Here is a 17,504-nt window from a genome sequence, read left to right on the forward strand (position 1 = left end):
CACGGAGAAAACCGGCATCGAGTGGTATTGATGCGGTAGTGAGCGACCTGTCCAGAGGGACGGGTTGCGCAGTGTGAATGGCAAGGGCCGCCCCAGGGCGGCCCTTGTTGCGTTTGCCGAAGGCAGGACAGGCTTGCCAGCACCTCCTGTGCGGCGCACTCAGTCCGCCTGGTGCAAACCCAGCTCCGCCGCATGCTCCCGGCACAGATACTGGCCGGCGGCATAGCCTGCCCGATACAGGCCTGAGAGATTGGAGTAAGACCAGTCCAGCTCTTCCTCGCGCCGTTCCGGCGGGATGAAGCGATCATAAGGCACGCGCAGCACGCTGGTGCGCGGTTTGCCGGCCGCATCCTTGTTGTGCAGCGCTTCAAACAGCTTTAGATCATCACGGGCTATCTCCGTCAGCGGCGTGATGATGGACTGTACCCAAGCGTCGTAGAGATCGCGGGGCGGATGCAGCAGGTGCTCGCTGCCGAGCACATCGAACACCACTGTCGTATCGATGTGGGGGTGATCCTGAAACAGCCGCTTGAAGTTGAGCGTGTCGATGGCGGCGCCTTCGATGTAGTAGTCGCCGTCCAACAGATAGGGCGGATAAATGAAGGGAAAGGATAGCGCCGCCAGAAAATGCGCATGGCTGATAGTGTCCTTGCCCCAGCAATCCATGCGTTTCCGGCTGAGGTTGTAGGCGTTCAGATAGAAGCGCGGGGCAATTTCACGCAGCGCCTTGAAATCGACGATATCCTCGATGAAAGGCACGTGGGCGCACAGGCCAGTACTTTGCGCCGACAGGTCGCTGGGGCAGAGCGTGGCCATGGTCAGCGACATCCAGTCCGCCGCCAACCGTTGCAGCGGCCCCTGGTTGGCCTGGGCTTGTATGGCCTGCAACAGCGGGTTGGCGCGCTGCCACTGCCGCCAGCCGTCAGCCAGCCAGCCTGGTTTGTTGAATACCTTGAAGTTGACCGGAAACTGCCGGTAAATCGCATCGGCCACGCCCATGTCGGCGAGACGGCTGAGCGCAGCGCGGGCGTCGCCCTGCTTGGGAACGGTATAGAGCAGGCCGACAATGGCACCGGCGCCCGAGGTGGAAATGATGTCGAATTGCACGCCCGCTTCGATGAAGGCCACCAGCGTACCCGCCATCAGCGTGGCGTTGGGTGCGCCCCCTCCCAGTACCAGCGCTAGCGTTTTTTTCTTTTTCGCCATCTTCGGCCAACCTTCACATGGTTTTATTTGGGTGAATTATGCCGCATGAATCAGAAATATAGTGCTTATAGTTACGAAATTTCTGAATTTTGAGGTACGTTTTCGTTGATGCTGACTACGTGGTTTTACCATGTACCTTGCAAAGCAAGGTATTGAGCGCTACCATGAGCCTTGTCCTCTCCGGCATGCGATCATCTATCGTGCAATGCAAGGTAGAGGGGGAGCCGATCAATGAAAACACAATTGAAAAAAGGCACGCTGGACATGTGCGTACTGGCGGCGCTGGCCGCTGGCGACAGTTACGCCTACGAGTTGGTGGGCATCCTGTCGCGCACCATGGAAGTCAGCGAAGGGACCATGTATCCGCTGATGCGCCGCCTGCAGGCGGAAGCCTGGGTCTCCACTTATCTGGTGGAGTCGGCCAGCGGGCCGTCCCGCAAGTACTACACCCTCACCGAGGAGGGCCGGCGACAGCTGGCCTGGATGCAACGCGAGTGGCGGGAATTCGTCAATGAAGTGAACGGTGTGCTGGGCCTGGCGGCCGGCGCCGCAGAAGGAGAGTCGTCATGAGCGAGCAGGAATTCATCCGTCAGTTGCAGGAGGCCTTGTCCCGTTTGCCGGAGCGCGAGCGTCAGGAAATTCTCGACGACTATCGCGAGTATTTCCGTGATGGCGCGGAAGCGGGGCGCAGCGAGGCCGATATTGCGGCGGGGCTGGGCGACCCGCGTCAGCTGGCGCGAGAGCTGGCCGCGCGCCATCACATTCAGCAATGGGAAAGCCGCAAAAGCTTCGGCAACTTGTTCGCCGTAGTCGGCGCCATTGCCGGGCTGGGTTTTCTCAACTTTCTGCTGGCCATCCCCTTCATGTTCTACCTATGGATGCTCACCATGGCCGCTCTGGCGTCCACGGGCATCCTGATTGGCGGCGTCGTGGTATTCGGCACGCTGGTTTGCAATGAGCTGTTTGGCTGGCCGGCCATTCACGAAGGCCGGGATGTGCGGGCGGTATGGTCGGCGCTTGAAGAGGGCGGGCCTTCGGCCAACATCCATATCAACGGCGACGGCGGCGAGAAGGTGGAAGTGCTGCGTGATGCATCCAGCGGTCGCGCCAGCATCCATATTCTCTCCAGCGATGGCTCGATCAGCCTGGAGCGCGGCGCCAGTGACGCCGTGGGCCGGTTGCGCATCGAGGACGACAAGGGGAGCGTGGATATTGACGGCATCGGCTGGGGCGTCAGCCGCAAGGGTATGTTGGCTACCGGCATCGTCTTGATGATGCTGGGCGGCGGCGGCCTGTTCTTGTGCTACTTGCTGGCGCGCTGGACCTGGCGCGGCCTGATGTCTTATGGGCGCTACCAGCTGGGCTTGCTGGACAGGGCCAGGCGGACGGAGTCCTGATGCCTTCGGCCAACCATGAAAAACGGACCCTTGATGGGTCCGTCTTTTGTTCAGCGACGGCGTGCGGAGACTCAGTGCCCGTCGTAGGAGCAGACGGTAAAGACGTCGAGTCCGCTGTCGCGAATCAGCTTGCCGCCGCCCAGTTCGGGCAGTTCGATGATGGCGGCGGCTTCCAGCACATCCGCCCCCAGTTTCTTCAGCAGCTTGTAGCCGGCCATCATGGTGCCGCCGGTGGCCACCAGATCATCGATCAGAATCACGCGGTCGCCCTGCTTGCAGGCGTCGGTGTGCATTTCCACCGTGGCGTTGCCGTATTCCAGTTCGTATTCTTCCGCCACCGTGGTGAAGGGCAGCTTGCCTTTCTTGCGGATGGGCACGAAGCCGACGTTCAGCTCGTAGGCCAGTACGGAGCCAATGATGAAGCCGCGCGCGTCCAGGCCGGCGATCAGATCCACCTTTTCCGACATGTAGCGATGCACATAGATGTCGATCAGCATGCGGAAAGTTTTCGGATTCTGCAGCAGAGGGGTGATGTCGCGGAACATCACGCCCTGGCTGGGCCAGTTCGGCACGGTGCGGATCCAGCCTTTGAGATAGCTGGAGTAGTCGAGATTGCTCAGGTTTTCCATGGTATGAATCGTGTCCCGGAAAGGGCGCTTGCCAACAGGAAAAAGGCCCGCCGCGCAATGCGGCAGGCCCTCGGGTCCTTCGTATTATCCGGCGATCAGGCGAAGAAAGCCAGTTTGAAGATCCACAGCGCGGCGATGACGACCACGGCCGGCTTCAGATCGGCGAAGCGACCGGCCAGAATTTTGATCACGGCGTAGCTGATGAAGCCGAAAGCGATGCCGTCGGCAATGGAGAAGGTGAACGGCATGGCCAGCGCGGTCATCACAGCCGGCGCGGATTCGGTCAGGTCGTTCCACTCGATCTCGGCCAGGCCGCGCGCCATCAGTACGGCGACATAACACAGCGCCGGCGCCGTCGCGTATGCCGGTACGGTTTTGGCCAGCGGGGAAATCCACAGGCAAGCCAGGAACAGCGCTGCCACCACAATGGCGGTCAGACCAGTACGACCGCCCACGGCGGTGCCGGCGGCGGATTCGATGTAAGCGGTGGTGGAGGAGGTGCCCATCACGGCGCCGGCGGTAATGGCGACGGAGTCGGCCAGCAGGGCGCGCTTCAGGCGCGGCAGTTTGCCGTCCTTGTCCAGCAGGCCGGCGCGGTGCGATACACCCACCAGGGTGCCGGTGGTGTCGAACAGGTCGACAAAGAAGAATACGAAGATCACACCGATCAGGCCGGCGTTCAGGGCGCTATGGATGTCCATGGCCATGTAGGTGGGGGCCATGCTCGGCACAGGGGCGAAAATACCCTCGAACTTGGACAGACCCATCAGGATGGACAGCACGGTCACAATCAGGATGCCGATGATGATGGAGCCCGGCACGCGGCGATATTCCAGCGCCACGATCACGAAGAAGCCCAGAATGGCCAGCAGCGTGGTCGGGTTGTGCATGTCGCCCAGCGTCAGGTAGGTGGCCGGATGCGGCGCGATCACGCCGGCGTTCTTCAGCGCGATGATGGCGAGGAACATGCCGACGCCGGCGGAAATGGCAAACTTCAGCGAGCGCGGAATGGCATTGACGATGGCTTCGCGCACCTTGAACAGGCTGACGATCAGAAAGACGATGCCGGAGATGAACACGGCGCCCAGCGCGGCTTGCCAGGGAATGCCCATGCCCTTGACCACGCTGAAGGTGAAGTAGGCGTTCAAGCCCATGCCGGGGGCCAGCGCAATAGGATAGTTGGCGACCAGGCCCATGATGGCGGTGCCCAGTGCGGCGGCCAGGCAGGTGGCCACGAATACCGCGTTCAGGTCCATGCCGGTGGCGGACAGGATCAGCGGGTTGACCAGCACGATATAGGCCATGGTCAGGAAGGTGGTGAAGCCGGCGATCACTTCGGTCTTGACCGATGTGCCGTGTTCCCTCAGCTTGAAAAAGCTTTCCAGTATTTGCATGAGTATTGAGCTCCGAGCCTTTGTTATCTGTGTATTGGAAAAACGCAAGATTTTACTTCGGCGTGAAGCTAAATACCTAAATCTTGACATGAAGATATCTTTGGTATTAACCGGAACTACCTTCTGTGATATCCTGAAAAATTACTCTTGATCAGGCAGGAGCCCGCTCGATGAGCAAGGCAGTCGGCAATATCTACATCGTCGTCGCCCCTTCCGGCGCCGGCAAAACCTCGCTGGTGACGGCGCTGCTGCAAGCTGAATCCACCGTGGAGCTGTCGGTTTCCTACACCACTCGCCCGGCCAGAACCGGTGAAGTGGACGGCAAGCATTATCACTTCATCGGCCAGGAAGAATTCAAGGCCATGATTGATCGCGGCGACTTCCTCGAGTACGCCGAGGTGTACGGCAACTACTACGGCACCAGCGTGCGCTGGTTGCAATCGAGGTTGGCCGAAGGTCGCGATATCTTGCTGGAAATCGACTGGCAGGGCGCGGATCAGGTGCGCAAGGTATTTCCGGACGCGGTCGGCATTTTCATCCTGCCGCCGTCCATTGAAGAACTGGAGCGACGTCTGCGCGGTCGCGGCACCGATACCGAAGAAGTGATCCTGCGTCGTCTGGCGTCGGCCCGCTCGGAGATCGATCGCATCGGCGAGTACGACTACATCGTGGTGAACGACGACTTCGAACGCGCTCGCGTTGACCTGATCAGCATTTTTCGCGCGCGTCGCCTGCGGGCGGTCGTGCAGCAAGCCCGGCTGGCTTCCCAGTTGGGGCGCATGGGCACCCGTCAGGGGTGAGCCCGGTTGGTGGATCGGCGCAAATCCGATATAGTTTTCCGCAGTTAACGCATTTCACGAAAGAGCAACATGGCCCGTATTACCGTTGATGATTGCCTGGATCGCATCCAGAACCGTTTCGACCTGACCCTGGCAGCGGCTTACCGCGCCCGTCAAGTGGCCTCTGGCGCTACCTCCTTTGTGGATGCCGGCCGTCACAAGCCCACCGTCGTGGCGCTGCGCGAAATCGCAGCCGGCCATGTCGGCAAGGAAATCCTGAGCCGCAACAAAAACTGATCGTCGCGGCGAGCTGGGTGCGCATGGAGACCGGGAGCGAACCGGCGGTCGATTACGACGCCATGATCGAGCAGGAGGCCGCGGCCTTCTTCGACGCCGCAGGGCGTTACCTCAGGCCGGAAGACGTTCAGCTGCTGAGGCAGGCCTTTCAGGTCAGCCGGGAGGCGCATGAAGGGCAAACCCGCAAGAGCGGGGAGCCCTACATCACGCACCCGCTGGCGGTGGCCACCATGCTGACGGACTGGCGGCTGGACGTGCAGGGCCTGTGTGCCGCTTTGCTGCACGACGTGCTGGAAGACACCGGCGTCACCAAGCCCACGCTGGCGGAAAAGTTCGGCAAGGTGGTGGCCGATCTGGTTGACGGCCTGTCCAAGCTTGAGCGACTGGAGTACCAGACCAAGGAAACGGCCCAGGCGGAGAATTTCCGCAAGATGGTGCTGGCCATGGCGCGCGACGTCCGCGTCATCCTGGTCAAGCTGGCGGACCGGCTGCACAACATGCGCACGCTGGATTCCATGCGGGAAGACAAGCGCCAGCGCATCGCGCTGGAAACGCTGGAAATCTACGCGCCCATCGCCAATCGCATCGGTCAGAACAAGGTTTATCGCGAGTTGCAGGATCTGGCTTTCAAGCACCTGCATCCGCATCGCTACAACGTGCTGTCAAAAGCAGTGCGCGCCGCGCGCGGCAATCGGCGCGAGGTAGTGGACAAGATTCTCAAGTCGGTCAGCCAGCGTCTGGTGGAAAGCAATATCGAAGCCACCATCAAGGGGCGCGAGAAAAACCTCTACAGCATCTACAAGAAGATGCAGGAAAAGCATCTGTCTTTTTCCGAGGTGCTGGATATCTACGGCTTCCGCGTCGTGGTCAACGACATTCCCAGTTGCTATCTCGCGCTGGGCGCCCTGCACAGCCTCTACAAGCCCATTCCGGGCAAGTTCAAGGATTACATCGCCATTCCCAAGGGCAATGGCTACCAGAGTCTGCATACAACCCTGTTCGGCCCCTACGGCACGCCGGTGGAAATGCAGATTCGCACGCGTGAAATGAACGGCGTAGCGGAAGTGGGCGTGGCTTCGCACTGGATGTACAAGAGCGGCGACGCCGGCATCAATACGGCCCAGCAGCGCACGCACCAGTGGCTGCAGAGCATTCTGGACATGCAGGAGGAAAGCGACGACGCCGTCGAATTCCTCGAGCACATCAAGATCGACCTGTTTCCGGACGAGGTTTACGTCTTTACGCCCAAGGGCAAGATCATGGTGTTGCCGCAAGGCTCCACACCGGTGGATTTTGCCTATGCCGTGCATACCGATGTGGGGCATCGCTGCATTGCCGCGCGCGTCAATCATGTGCTGATGCCGCTGCGCACGGTGCTGCGCAATGGCGATACCGTAGAGGTCATCACCTCCACCCAGGCCAAGCCCAATCCATCTTGGCTGACTTTCGTCCAGAGCGGTCGCGCCCGCTCCGGCATCCGCAACTACCTGAAGAGTCTGCAGCGCGAAGAGGCTGCCGCGCTCGGCGACAAGCTGCTGCGGCAAGCGGTGGGCGCTCTGGCGGTATCCCCGCTGGTGCTGGATGACGATCTGCGTGTTGAATACCTTGCGCATTATGGCGAGAAGCTGACCTCCTTCCAGGAGGTGCTGGCTGATATTGGCGCCGGCAAGCTGCTGCCCATCGCGGTGGCGCGCCGCTTGGTTGAGCTGGCCGGCGAGCGACTGGGCGAAGAGGTGCGAGTGGGGCCGGTGGTGATTCGCGGCAACGAAGGCGGCACCGTGCAACTTTCCAACTGTTGCAATCCCTTGCCTGGCGACGACATTCTGGGTGTCATCACCAAGGGGCAGGGCTTGGTGATTCATCGCGTGGGCTGCCCTAATGTGCAGCGGGTTGATCACGACAAGTTGCTGGATGTGAACTGGGAGACCCAGCGCGATCGCATGTATGGCGTGGCGGTCAGTGTGCTGGCGCGTAATGAGCGCGGCGCGCTCGCCGACATTGCCGCCGCCATCTCCCAGGCTTCGGCCAACATCGAAAGTGTCGATACGCAAGACACGCACGTGGGCGATGGCTTCATCCACATTCATTTCCGCCTGCAGGTGGAGAGCGTTGCGCATCTGGAAAAAGTGCTGGGCGAGGTGCAAAACCTGGTGGTGGTGCAGCGCGCCGAGAGGAGATAGACGATGCGTCTTAGCATCAATGGCGAGGAGCGCGAGTTCGCCTCCTTGCGTACGGTGTCTGATCTGGTGACGGCGCTCGAGCTGACTGGCAAGCGCGTCGCCGTGGAGCGCAATGGAGAGATAGTGCCCCGCAGTCTGCATGGCACCGCCATGTTGGCCGAAGGGGATGTGCTTGAAATCGTGGTGGCGGTTGGCGGAGGCTGAGCGCTCGGTGGGGAGAGAGAAGGTGCAGGATCAACTGGTCATCGCCGGCAAGGCGTACAACTCGCGTTTGCTGGTGGGTACGGGCAAATACCGTGATTTTCAGCAAACCGCCGAGGCGCTGGACGCTTCCGGCTGCGATATCGTCACGGTCGCCATTCGCCGCGTGAATCTGGGGCAGAATGCGGGCGAGCCCAATCTGCTCGATTTTCTGCCGAAAAACCGCTACACTCTGCTCCCCAATACGGCGGGCTGTTATTCCGCCGAAGACGCCATTCGCACCTTGCGCCTCGCGCGCGAGCTGCTGGACGACCATCGCCTGGTCAAGCTGGAAGTGCTGGGCGACTCGCAATCCCTGTTTCCCAATGTGAAGGAAACGCTGAAAGCCGCCGAAGTGCTGGTGGCCGAGGGCTTCGACGTCATGGTGTACACATCGGACGATCCCATCATTGCGCGCGAGCTGGAGCAAATCGGTTGCTGCGCCATCATGCCGCTGGCCAGCCTCATCGGCTCGGGCATGGGGATTCTCAATCCGTGGAATCTGAAACTGATCATCGAGCAGTCCAGCGTCCCCGTGCTGGTGGATGCCGGCGTCGGTACCGCATCCGATGCGGCTGTCGCCATGGAGCTGGGCTGCGATGGCGTGCTGATGAATACCGCGATCGCCGCAGCTGGCGAACCGGTGCTCATGGCCAGCGCCATGAAACTGGCTGTAGAAGCAGGCCGCGCCGCCTTCCGGGCGGGGCGGATGCCGAAACGTTTTTATAGTGCCGTACCTAGTTCTCCAAGTGAGGGGGTGATTTCTTCCCGCAAGCTGTGATGCGCAAAGCGCCACAAAAACCTTGCCGGGAACGCTTTACGCTTTTCCAATTCGCGCAACCTTGTTAAAATGCCGTTTTTTATAGGCAAGGCTGCGTCCCTGCTTACGAAACTAAGGATACTTGATTCAATGCCGAACATTCGCGTTAAAGAAAACGAGCCGTTCGAAGTCGCCATGCGCCGCTTCAAGCGCGCTGTTGAAAAGACTGGCCTGCTGACCGAACTGCGCGCTCGCGAGTTCTACGAGAAGCCGACCACCGAACGCAAGCGCAAGCACGCTGCTGCCGTTAAGCGCCACTACAAGCGCATCCGCAGCCAGATGCTGCCGCCGAAACTCTTCTAAGAGTTCTCCCGGCTACAAGCAGGACCGCAGGCCATGCCTGCGGTTTTGCCATTTGTACTCCCCGATTTTCCTCTGTCGCCATTCCGGCGGCATCCTCGTGAGCACGACATGAGCCTCAAAGCCCGCATCACCGAAGACATGAAGTCCGCCATGAAGGCGAAGGAAACCGAGCGTCTGGCCGCCATTCGTCTGTTGCTGGCCGCGCTGAAGCAAAAAGAAGTGGATGAGCGCATCGAGCTGGATGACGCCGGCGTGGTGTCCGTGATCGACAAGATGTTGAAGCAACGACGCGACTCGATTACCCAGTATGAAGCCGCTCAGCGCCAGGATCTGGCCGACAAAGAGAAGGCCGAAATGGTTGTGCTGATGGCTTATATGCCGCAGCAATTGTCCGAAGCCGAAATCGACGAGCTGGTAGCCAAGGCTGTGACCGATTCCGGCGCCGCGTCGATGCAGGATATGGGCAAGGTCATGGGTCTGCTGCGTCCGCAGCTGGCTGGGCGCGCCGATATGGGCGTGGTGTCCGCCCGCATCAAGGCCAAACTGTCGGCCTGATGACGCTGGCCGGCTTTGCCGGCAGGTAATGCGAATTGATTCCGCAGGACTTTGTTGATCAGTTGTTGTCCCGCGTCGATATTGTCGACGTGGTGGATCGTTACGTCCCGCTGAAAAAGGCGGGCCAGAACTATTTGGCCTGCTGCCCGTTTCACAAAGAAAAATCCCCCTCCTTCACGGTCAGCCCGTCCAAGCAGTTCTACCACTGCTTTGGTTGTGGCGCGCACGGTTCCGCCATCGGTTTTGTGATGGAGTACCAGGGGCTGGGTTTCGTCGATGCCGTGCGCCTGTTGGCCGAAGGCATCGGCATGCAGGTGCCGCAAGAAAAGGTGGCCAATCCCGAAGCCAGCCGCAAAGCGCGAGAGCGCCAGATGTCGCTGGAAGAGGCCATGCAGTTGGCTGCCGGTTATTACAAGCAACAGCTCAAGTCCGCGCCCAACGCCATTGCTTACTTGAAAGGGCGGGGCGTAACCGGCGAGGTGGCCGCACGTTTCGGGCTGGGTTATGCCCCCGGTGACTGGCAGAACCTGCAGGCCGTGTTTCCGCAGTATCAGGACGACAAGCTGGCGGATGCCGGCTTGGTGATCGTCAACGAAGAAAAGGGCCAACGCTACGACCGCTTCCGCGATCGCGTGATGTTTCCCATCCGCAACCAGCGGGGTGCCATCATCGGCTTTGGCGGCCGGGTGATGGGCAAGGGCGAGCCCAAATACTTGAACTCGCCGGAAACGCCGCTATTTGAAAAAGGCCGCGAGCTTTACGGGCTGTATGAAGCGCGACAGAGCATACGCGAAAAAAACCGCGTGCTGGTCGTGGAGGGCTATATGGATGTGGTGGCGCTGTCGCAATACGGCATTGCCTACGCAGTCGCCACCCTGGGCACGGCCACCACTGGCGATCACGTGCGCAAGCTGCTGCGTCATGCCGACCAGGTGTACTACTGCTTTGACGGCGACAACGCCGGCCGCAAGGCGGCTTGGCGGGCGCTGGAAAACAGCCTGCCGCAGCTGCAGGACGGCAAGTCGCTGAACTTCCTGTTCCTGCCAAGCGAGCACGATCCGGACAGCTATGTGCGCGAATTCGGCGCGGAGGCATTTGAAAAGCTGCTCGAAGAGCAGAGCCTGCCGCTGTCCGCCTACTTTACCCGCGAGCTGACTGGCCGCGTTGACATGAATACCCCGGAAGGGCGGGCCGACCTCATTCGTCAGGCTTCGCCGCTTCTGGCACAGATTGCCGCTCCGGCGCTGGGCTTCATCATCAGGAAACGGCTGGCCGAACTGGCCGGCATTGACGTCGACGAATTCGACATGCTGACAACCGGAAAGCCCAGACCGGAACGCAAGGGCAAGCGTGAGTATCGCTTGCCGGAGGAGTCGCACCGCCAGATCCATACCCCCATCATCCGCAAGCAAATCAAATGGCTGCTGATGAATCCGGCGTGGGCGGGCGATGTGCGGCTGCCGGACAGCGTGCCGCTGTCCGACGAACTGGCCTGCTTCGCCATGTTGGCCGAAAGCGTGCAAGAGCACGATCAGCCGCCGAATACCGCGCAACTGCTGGAGGGCCTTAGAGGCACCCCATACGAAGGCATGATCGACAGCATCCTGCAACAGGCGATGCAGGACCAGGACGAGTTTGCCGATCCGGGCGAAGACGATCGCACGCAATTTCAGGACGGCAATGAAAAGCTGATGAAAATGCTGCGTGAAGCCCAACTGGAGAGGCTAAAACTGAAAGACCGGCAGGAAGGACTCACGCCGGAGGAAAAGGCACTTTTCAGGGAACTGCTGAAGGAACTGCTGGGCGCCTCGAACTGAGGCCAGGGCAGGACTGGTGCGGTTGTGTTATAATCAACTGTTTTTTTCGGCTTTTTTAAGCAGGAAGCGAAATGGCGGCCTCTCCCGAAAATCAGAAAGACGTACAAGACTCCCAACAGGGCGTCATGAGCCTGGAAGAACAGCGCAAGCGCCTGCGCCAGCTCATCGCCCTTGGCAAAGAACGTGGTTATCTCACCTATGCGGAGATCAACGACCACCTTCCGGAAGACGTATCCGATGCTGAACAGATCGAAAACATCATCACGATGATTTCCGGTCTGGGCATTCAGGTGTATGACGAAGCACCTGATGCCGAAACCCTGCTGATGTCCGACGCCACCCCGGCGGTTGCGGACGAAGACGCCGTGGAAGAAGCCGAAGCGGCACTCTCCTCGGTGGATTCCGAATTCGGCCGCACAACCGACCCGGTGCGCATGTACATGCGCGAAATGGGCTCGGTTGAACTGCTGACACGCGAAGGCGAAATCGAAATCGCCAAGCGCATCGAAGACGGCCTCAAGCACATGATCCTCGCCATCTCCGCCTGCCCGGGCACGGTGGCGGAAGTGCTGGAGCTGATCGAGCGCATCGGCAAGGAAGAAATCCGCGTTGATGAAGTGGTGGATGGTTTCATCGACCCCAACGCCGATGCGGAAGAAGCGGCGTTGCCCTTCGCCGAACCTGCCGTTGACGAGGATGAGCTGCTCGACGAGGAAGAAGAGGAAGAAGAGGACGACGACGGCAGCAGTGCCGAGGCGGCCAACAACGCCAATCTGGAAGAGCTCAAGCAGCAAGCGCTGGAGCACTTCGCCGGCGTTCGCATGATGTTCGACAAGATGGTCAAGGTGCTGGACAAGCACGGTTCCAAGTCCAAGGAATACCTTGAACTGCAGGACGCCATCACCACCGAATTCATGATGGTGCGCTTTGCCACTCGCCAGATCGAAGCCTTGTGCGAATCGCTGCGCCGCCGCGTCAACGAAATCCGCACCTTCGAGCGCGATATTCAGGACATCTGTGTCAGCCGCGTCCGCATGGACCGCGCTCACTTCATCAAGGTGTTCCCGGGCAATGAAATCAACACCGCCTGGGTGGAAGACGAAATCGCTTCAGGCAAGGCCTGGAGCGAAGCGCTGACCCGCTTCAAGTACGCGATCATTGAGAAGCAGACCAAGCTGTCCGAGTTGCAGGACCGCGCCATGCTGCCGATCAAGGAGCTGAAGGAGATCAACCGCCAGATGTCGGCGGGCGAATCCAAGGCCCGTCGCGCCAAGAAGGAAATGATCGAGGCCAACTTGCGCCTGGTGATTTCCATCGCCAAGAAGTACACCAACCGTGGTCTGCAGTTCCTCGATCTGATCCAGGAAGGCAACATCGGCCTCATGAAGGCGGTGGACAAGTTCGAATACCGTCGCGGTTACAAGTTTTCGACCTACGCCACCTGGTGGATTCGTCAGGCCATAACCCGCTCCATCGCGGACCAGGCCCGCACCATCCGTATCCCGGTGCACATGATCGAAACCATCAACAAGATGAACCGCATTTCGCGTCAGATCCTGCAGGAAACCGGTCGCGAGCCGGATCCGGCGGAGTTGGCCGAAAAGATGGAAATGCCGGAAGAGAAGATTCGCAAGATCATGAAGATTTCCAAGGAGCCTATCTCCATGGAAACCCCGATCGGCGACGACGACGATTCCCATCTTGGCGACTTCATCGAGGACCAGAACAACCTGGCGCCGTCCGATGCCGCGATGTACTCCAGCCTCAAGGATGCTACCAAGGAAGTGCTGGACACCCTCACGCCGCGCGAGGCCAAGGTGTTGCGCATGCGCTTCGGCATCGACATGAACACCGACCACACGCTGGAAGAGGTGGGCAAACAGTTTGACGTAACGCGAGAGCGTATTCGTCAGATTGAAGCCAAGGCGCTGCGCAAACTGCGTCATCCGACCCGTTCGGAGCGTCTGCGCAGCTTCCTCGACAACGAGCCGGGCGGCCAGTAATTCTTGCCTGAGGTATTCGATAAAATCCCCATGCCCTGCGGTGTGGGGATTTTTCTTTTACTCTGATATAATGCGCCGCTTCGGGCCTTTAGCTCAGTCGGTTAGAGCAGAGGACTCATAATCCTTTGGTCGTGGGTTCAAGTCCCACAGGGCCCACCAAACAAATCAACGGCTTACGGCACTTTTGCTGTGGGCCGTTTTCCTTTTCCAATGTCTGTGTACTCGCTGTGTACTTGTTGGCTGGGAAAGCTCGGCTGGTGACTGGGCGAATTTGACTACTTTTCGCTATGCGCTCCTCACCAGAGTATGGGTAGTTCCTACGTGTGCACCGTGCTTTGGTGCCAGTTGGTGGATGCTTCTGTCGCCAATAGCGTATCCGCCTTGATGAGTTCCGCTTGTTCTTGGTTGTAGCTTGGCTTGCGTCCCAGCTTTTTTCCTTCCTCCGTCATGCGGACTAGCCGGGATTGGGTGTGCTCAAACGGCTGCGAACACTCAAACTCTGTGACAGCAGTAAGCAACTGCATCCGCAGCGTACCAGTTTCCGAAGTCAGATCAGTATCGCCAACTGAATGCGCGCTACCTTTATGCTTGCATAGGTCAGGGTTTCGGCAGTAGTAACCACGTTTGTGACGCTGCGGCTTAGGCGATCGAGTTCGTCACTACGAGGTTGTCGTCCTGTTCCATCTTGGCGGCCATCATGCAGAACTCAGGGCAGTAGAAAGCTCTAAGCTGCAACCTTGCTGGATACCTGCTTTAAAAAGACCGGGTGTGCTTCGATGGTAAGGCTCACTGACTCATATTCGAAGGCCAGATCATGAATAGTTGGGTCGCAAAGACTAACGAGAGCGTGCCAACGTGTGCGGCTTATGGTGTGCATGCTCCGCATGTGTTCAAGTGTTGAAAAGGTATATTAGTCGACGAGGACTGAGCGGTTTGCGTAATTGCACGCACTATGCCTCACACTAAATTCGGCCATATAGTTCTGTATTGATCGCCCCGGAGGGGAAATCAGACACGAGAGGGGAATCTAATGGGGGGGCAGCAGTGCATTTGGGACGTTTGCTTCGTCGCACTGGATGGCAACGGACAGAAATTTTTTGGCTTCGCAGAATTTCTCGCGGGCCTCGCACTCATGGTGTTAGCTTGGACAATCGCCGACGTCCGCTACCGGTTCCGGGTCCAGACTGCCCCCATTCCACTGCAAGGTATCACGTTTGCGGTCGTCGCCACCATCGGTGTGCTCACGTTACTGACAGACCTTTGGCGCGCAGAGCAGTGGTTAGTTCCAAAGGGCAACCTTCTGTCCCCTGCGTCGTGGCAAGCGATCCTGGGTGGGCTGTTCTTGCTGACGTTCCTAACCTGGACGTGGTTCGCGTTTATCCGGCCGCCAACCTACGGTAGGTACAATGCCGAGCGTTTCGTACAGACGCTGTATCGATTCATCCTCAAGGGCTCTCCTGTGGAGCTTTCTGTCATCGCAGATGAGCTCGCCCACTCGGCCCGAGCGGTTGTTCAATACGCCACGGATAGAGGTGGGTTTGGGAGCTATCGGCTTGAGCGTGACGATGAGAAGGAGAAGGATCCGCCGAAGGTGGAAGGATACGCTAACTCCCTGCTTCTGCTCATCGCCGACAAGAGGTTGTGCCGTTCAATTGTCGAGTCGTCACCGGGCACTGCGCTGGTCGTGTTTCAGGCAATGGCTGACATGAAGAAATACGGCATCCAGGTGGAGACCTTCTCCAGGAATATTGTCAACGAGGCGCTGGCAAACAAAGACTCATTCCTCTATCACGAGGCCAAAGGCTACGAATCAGGCCTCATCGGCTACCATAAGCCCCTTTGCCAGGCAATATTCTCTAACTATGAGATGGTCGAGACGATTGGAACTCTTCTTGACCCCGACGTATATGGCAAGTTGGAGTGGGATGCCACGCAGTGGGAGGGCTACTGCAGGGTAGTGTTGATGACCTTCAACAGTTACGTGAAAGGAGGGTATGAGAGCCATTCGTTTGTGCTGTATCGCGCGAAGGGCTACATCGAAAAAGCGGCTTCAGACCTCTACAAATTGAACGAACTCCCAAGCGCTTTGGACGCCGACTCGTTCCGACGTCTATGCGTTGTCATTGAGTTCGTCAAAGGCGCAGTCAAGATTCTCGACGAAAAGGGGATTCCCGATCATGTACGCATTCGTGTGCGGGAGAATCACGGCCATCCACACGAGACTTTCTACGATCACATAGCAAGCATGATCTTCGAGGTGATCTTTCACGCTTCAGCGGTCAGATCGCCGCAGTGGGGATGCTGGACGATTCAGCACAACTCGGTATGGGGCGAACTGTTCAACTTTAATGACCTCGACGGCCCCGCCGGCAAGGTGGTGAAGTTCAAGGTGCGACGGCTCCTGTACGATGAGATTGCTGACATGAAGCGCTTTCCGAATTTCAAGGGCGCGAGGATTCTCGGCTTCTGCCTAAACGTGATGGGGCTAATTGTCAGGCAGGGCGACCGCGATAAGGACAGCCGGGCGCTTCAAAGAGCCGTACTGGCTTGGACGAGGAGAAACTTTCTATGGCTGCACGGGTACAACCCGCGCGTTGCCGAGGCGTGCTTGGTGGACGGTATGACCTTCGACGAGGAGCACCGACGATTGGTGCGCACGTATCCAGCTGATGGGCTCAGACGCGAACCAAGGTACATCTACTTCGATCTTGATCCGGTGCCGCAAGACGTTGAAGGTGAAGCGTAAGTTTCGTAAGTGGAAGCCAAAAGATGCGGTGTCAATTTCTTTCTTGATTGCCGCCATGACTAATTGAACGACAGGTTAATCGGTTCTTAAAGCTTTGCCCAAGTTGCTAAACGAATGACGATAATGACCGACCAACTGTTGGTGCCCCGCTTCGTCTACCTGGCATGGTGGTAAAAGCGGGAGACAACCATTATGCCGAATCCTTTCAATGCTCCAGATGCAAGCTGTCGTGCCTGCTCAGAGCGCTGCCCAGCAACAAGCAGACATGCATAGGCGAGAAGTGGGCTCAGCCATCGGCCCGAAACGGTCGGTGGCAACTATATGATCATGTGCCATGCAACGTGGTGATCCTGAGGCGATAATTTTCGTTGCAGCGTTCGAAAATCGGCGGATTGTTGAATACATCACCATGCCAGACTTCCTGCCGGCACCGGTACGTTATCCAGGGTTCCGCCAGGTAAGAGCTGCTTGAACCATTCGGGCAGCCGGGTCACTTGGGAACCATTGCTATTCCTGCGGCCCTCGGTTTTGACCTTGGTGCGTTCCTTTGCCAGATACTCCGCGTGTCCCAGATACTCGGCCCACCCTTTATCAGAGCGAAGGTCATGAAGCTGTACGAGTGCTTTGTCGTCACGACTGCCATTCACGCGGGAAAGCCAGTACTTGTGGAAATATCCCTCGTGCTTCATGTCATTGACGATCTTGATAAGGTATTTCATTGATACCTTGCTGAAATCCATTACCACCATTGCATGATAGTGCCAGCCACCAGGAATACCGGGCAGACCATGCATACTGGGAGTCGGTTCGCGCTTCTCTCGTACCCATTGAATGGTGATCTTGTGTTGGGAGTTCTTGCATGGATGCTTAAGGAATTTACTCTCAAGTTCGCGGAATATCTTGGATGGAGCCTCACCCGAATGTGCATCACCGGGCCAGAAGGTGAGCATTACTGCTGTGGGCTTACCCATTGTTGAAATGGCTTCGAGTCCGATTTCGGCGCAACGCTGGTGGTACGTTGCGTTAGATTTCCAGCTACGCTGGTTAACGTAATTCTTGACGAACTGGACAGCTCGCTTGAGAGCGAATTTGTTCCGCATTGGGGTTAAATCTTATAAAGCGCAACACACCTTCCTTC

At 58.5% G+C, this 17,504-nt stretch carries 16 protein-coding genes and 1 tRNA gene; 13 read left to right on the forward strand and 4 right to left on the reverse strand.

Annotated features, from left to right (window positions below):
* Positions 1-159: 159 nt before the first annotated feature.
* Positions 160-1,206 carry a patatin-like phospholipase family protein gene (locus Q0P52_RS09155; RefSeq protein ID WP_293760982.1) on the reverse strand — a complete coding sequence of 349 codons (1,047 nt, stop codon included), beginning with the start codon at positions 1,204-1,206 and terminating at the stop codon, positions 160-162.
* A gap of 231 nt (positions 1,207-1,437) precedes the next feature.
* Between Q0P52_RS09155 and Q0P52_RS09160 the strand changes: the two genes are divergently transcribed.
* Positions 1,438-1,776 (forward strand): PadR family transcriptional regulator, encoded by a 339-nt coding sequence (locus Q0P52_RS09160; RefSeq protein WP_293760985.1) that lies wholly within the window; start codon positions 1,438-1,440, stop codon positions 1,774-1,776.
* A complete protein-coding gene (locus Q0P52_RS09165; protein WP_293760987.1) occupies positions 1,773-2,603 on the forward strand; it encodes a DUF1700 domain-containing protein in 831 nt (276 codons plus the stop codon). Before Q0P52_RS09160 ends, Q0P52_RS09165 begins: the two co-directional genes overlap by 4 nt.
* A gap of 71 nt (positions 2,604-2,674) precedes the next feature.
* On the opposite strand, the gene Q0P52_RS09170 is transcribed toward Q0P52_RS09165, so the two are convergent.
* Complete coding sequence (locus tag Q0P52_RS09170; RefSeq protein WP_293760990.1) at positions 2,675-3,232, reverse strand: adenine phosphoribosyltransferase; 558 nt, start codon at positions 3,230-3,232, stop codon at positions 2,675-2,677.
* A gap of 95 nt (positions 3,233-3,327) precedes the next feature.
* Positions 3,328-4,626, reverse strand: a complete 1,299-nt coding sequence (locus Q0P52_RS09175; RefSeq protein WP_293760992.1) for an NCS2 family permease — start codon at positions 4,624-4,626, stop codon at positions 3,328-3,330.
* A gap of 170 nt (positions 4,627-4,796) precedes the next feature.
* On the opposite strand from Q0P52_RS09175, the gene gmk reads away from it, so the two are divergent.
* The 11 genes from gmk to Q0P52_RS09230 all read left to right on the forward strand — a co-directional run bounded on the left by gmk (position 4,797) and on the right by Q0P52_RS09230 (position 16,366).
* Positions 4,797-5,426 (forward strand): guanylate kinase, encoded by a 630-nt coding sequence (gene gmk, locus Q0P52_RS09180; protein ID WP_293760994.1) that lies wholly within the window; start codon positions 4,797-4,799, stop codon positions 5,424-5,426.
* 69 nt (positions 5,427-5,495) lie between these two features.
* Positions 5,496-5,702: a DNA-directed RNA polymerase subunit omega gene (rpoZ, locus tag Q0P52_RS09185; protein WP_293760997.1), complete on the forward strand. Its 207-nt coding sequence runs from the start codon at positions 5,496-5,498 to the stop codon at positions 5,700-5,702.
* Positions 5,703-5,725: 23 nt separating this feature from the next.
* A complete protein-coding gene (locus Q0P52_RS09190) occupies positions 5,726-7,882 on the forward strand; it encodes a bifunctional (p)ppGpp synthetase/guanosine-3',5'-bis(diphosphate) 3'-pyrophosphohydrolase (RefSeq protein ID WP_293761481.1) in 2,157 nt (718 codons plus the stop codon).
* A gap of 3 nt (positions 7,883-7,885) precedes the next feature.
* Positions 7,886-8,086 (forward strand): sulfur carrier protein ThiS, encoded by a 201-nt coding sequence (gene thiS, locus Q0P52_RS09195; RefSeq protein WP_293761000.1) that lies wholly within the window; start codon positions 7,886-7,888, stop codon positions 8,084-8,086.
* 22 nt (positions 8,087-8,108) lie between these two features.
* Positions 8,109-8,903 carry a thiazole synthase gene (locus Q0P52_RS09200; protein ID WP_293761484.1) on the forward strand — a complete coding sequence of 265 codons (795 nt, stop codon included), beginning with the start codon at positions 8,109-8,111 and terminating at the stop codon, positions 8,901-8,903.
* Between the two features lie 129 nt (positions 8,904-9,032).
* On the forward strand, positions 9,033-9,245 hold the full coding sequence (gene rpsU, locus Q0P52_RS09205; protein ID WP_059284939.1) for a 30S ribosomal protein S21: 213 nt from the start codon (positions 9,033-9,035) through the stop codon (positions 9,243-9,245).
* Between the two features lie 108 nt (positions 9,246-9,353).
* Positions 9,354-9,800 carry a GatB/YqeY domain-containing protein gene (locus Q0P52_RS09210; protein WP_293761012.1) on the forward strand — a complete coding sequence of 149 codons (447 nt, stop codon included), beginning with the start codon at positions 9,354-9,356 and terminating at the stop codon, positions 9,798-9,800.
* A 35-nt stretch (positions 9,801-9,835) separates the two neighbouring features.
* Positions 9,836-11,617 (forward strand): DNA primase, encoded by a 1,782-nt coding sequence (gene dnaG, locus Q0P52_RS09215; protein WP_293761014.1) that lies wholly within the window; start codon positions 9,836-9,838, stop codon positions 11,615-11,617.
* Positions 11,618-11,688: 71 nt separating this feature from the next.
* Entirely contained in the window at positions 11,689-13,620 is a 1,932-nt protein-coding gene (gene rpoD / locus Q0P52_RS09220) for an RNA polymerase sigma factor RpoD (RefSeq protein WP_293761017.1), read from the forward strand.
* Between the two features lie 82 nt (positions 13,621-13,702).
* Positions 13,703-13,779, forward strand: a tRNA-Ile gene (locus tag Q0P52_RS09225).
* Between the two features lie 871 nt (positions 13,780-14,650).
* Positions 14,651-16,366, forward strand: a complete 1,716-nt coding sequence (locus Q0P52_RS09230; RefSeq protein WP_293761020.1) for a hypothetical protein — start codon at positions 14,651-14,653, stop codon at positions 16,364-16,366.
* A 404-nt stretch (positions 16,367-16,770) separates the two neighbouring features.
* On the opposite strand, the gene Q0P52_RS09235 is transcribed toward Q0P52_RS09230, so the two are convergent.
* Positions 16,771-17,466 carry a hypothetical protein gene (locus tag Q0P52_RS09235; protein ID WP_293761023.1) on the reverse strand — a complete coding sequence of 232 codons (696 nt, stop codon included), beginning with the start codon at positions 17,464-17,466 and terminating at the stop codon, positions 16,771-16,773.
* Positions 17,467-17,504: the final 38 nt, after the last annotated feature.

The organism is uncultured Aquitalea sp. (assembly GCF_945957525.1).
Classification (GTDB): Bacteria; Pseudomonadota; Gammaproteobacteria; order Burkholderiales; family Chromobacteriaceae; genus Aquitalea.

What these genes read in the sequence shown, in the direction of transcription:
- Q0P52_RS09155 (WP_293760982.1), bottom strand. Translation starts at nt 1,206, where the DNA reads ATGGCGAAAAAGAAAAAAACGCTAGCGCTGGTACTGGGAGGGGGCGCA.
- Q0P52_RS09160 (WP_293760985.1), top strand. Translation starts at nt 1,438, where the DNA reads ATGAAAACACAATTGAAAAAAGGCACGCTGGACATGTGCGTACTGGCG.
- Q0P52_RS09165 (WP_293760987.1), top strand. Translation starts at nt 1,773, where the DNA reads ATGAGCGAGCAGGAATTCATCCGTCAGTTGCAGGAGGCCTTGTCCCGT.
- Q0P52_RS09170 (WP_293760990.1), bottom strand. Translation starts at nt 3,232, where the DNA reads ATGGAAAACCTGAGCAATCTCGACTACTCCAGCTATCTCAAAGGCTGG.
- Q0P52_RS09175 (WP_293760992.1), bottom strand. Translation starts at nt 4,626, where the DNA reads ATGCAAATACTGGAAAGCTTTTTCAAGCTGAGGGAACACGGCACATCG.
- gmk (WP_293760994.1), top strand. Translation starts at nt 4,797, where the DNA reads ATGAGCAAGGCAGTCGGCAATATCTACATCGTCGTCGCCCCTTCCGGC.
- rpoZ (WP_293760997.1), top strand. Translation starts at nt 5,496, where the DNA reads ATGGCCCGTATTACCGTTGATGATTGCCTGGATCGCATCCAGAACCGT.
- Q0P52_RS09190 (WP_293761481.1), top strand. Translation starts at nt 5,726, where the DNA reads ATGGAGACCGGGAGCGAACCGGCGGTCGATTACGACGCCATGATCGAG.
- thiS (WP_293761000.1), top strand. Translation starts at nt 7,886, where the DNA reads ATGCGTCTTAGCATCAATGGCGAGGAGCGCGAGTTCGCCTCCTTGCGT.
- rpsU (WP_059284939.1), top strand. Translation starts at nt 9,033, where the DNA reads ATGCCGAACATTCGCGTTAAAGAAAACGAGCCGTTCGAAGTCGCCATG.
- Q0P52_RS09210 (WP_293761012.1), top strand. Translation starts at nt 9,354, where the DNA reads ATGAGCCTCAAAGCCCGCATCACCGAAGACATGAAGTCCGCCATGAAG.
- rpoD (WP_293761017.1), top strand. Translation starts at nt 11,689, where the DNA reads ATGGCGGCCTCTCCCGAAAATCAGAAAGACGTACAAGACTCCCAACAG.
- Q0P52_RS09230 (WP_293761020.1), top strand. Translation starts at nt 14,651, where the DNA reads ATGGGGGGGCAGCAGTGCATTTGGGACGTTTGCTTCGTCGCACTGGAT.
- Q0P52_RS09235 (WP_293761023.1), bottom strand. Translation starts at nt 17,466, where the DNA reads ATGCGGAACAAATTCGCTCTCAAGCGAGCTGTCCAGTTCGTCAAGAAT.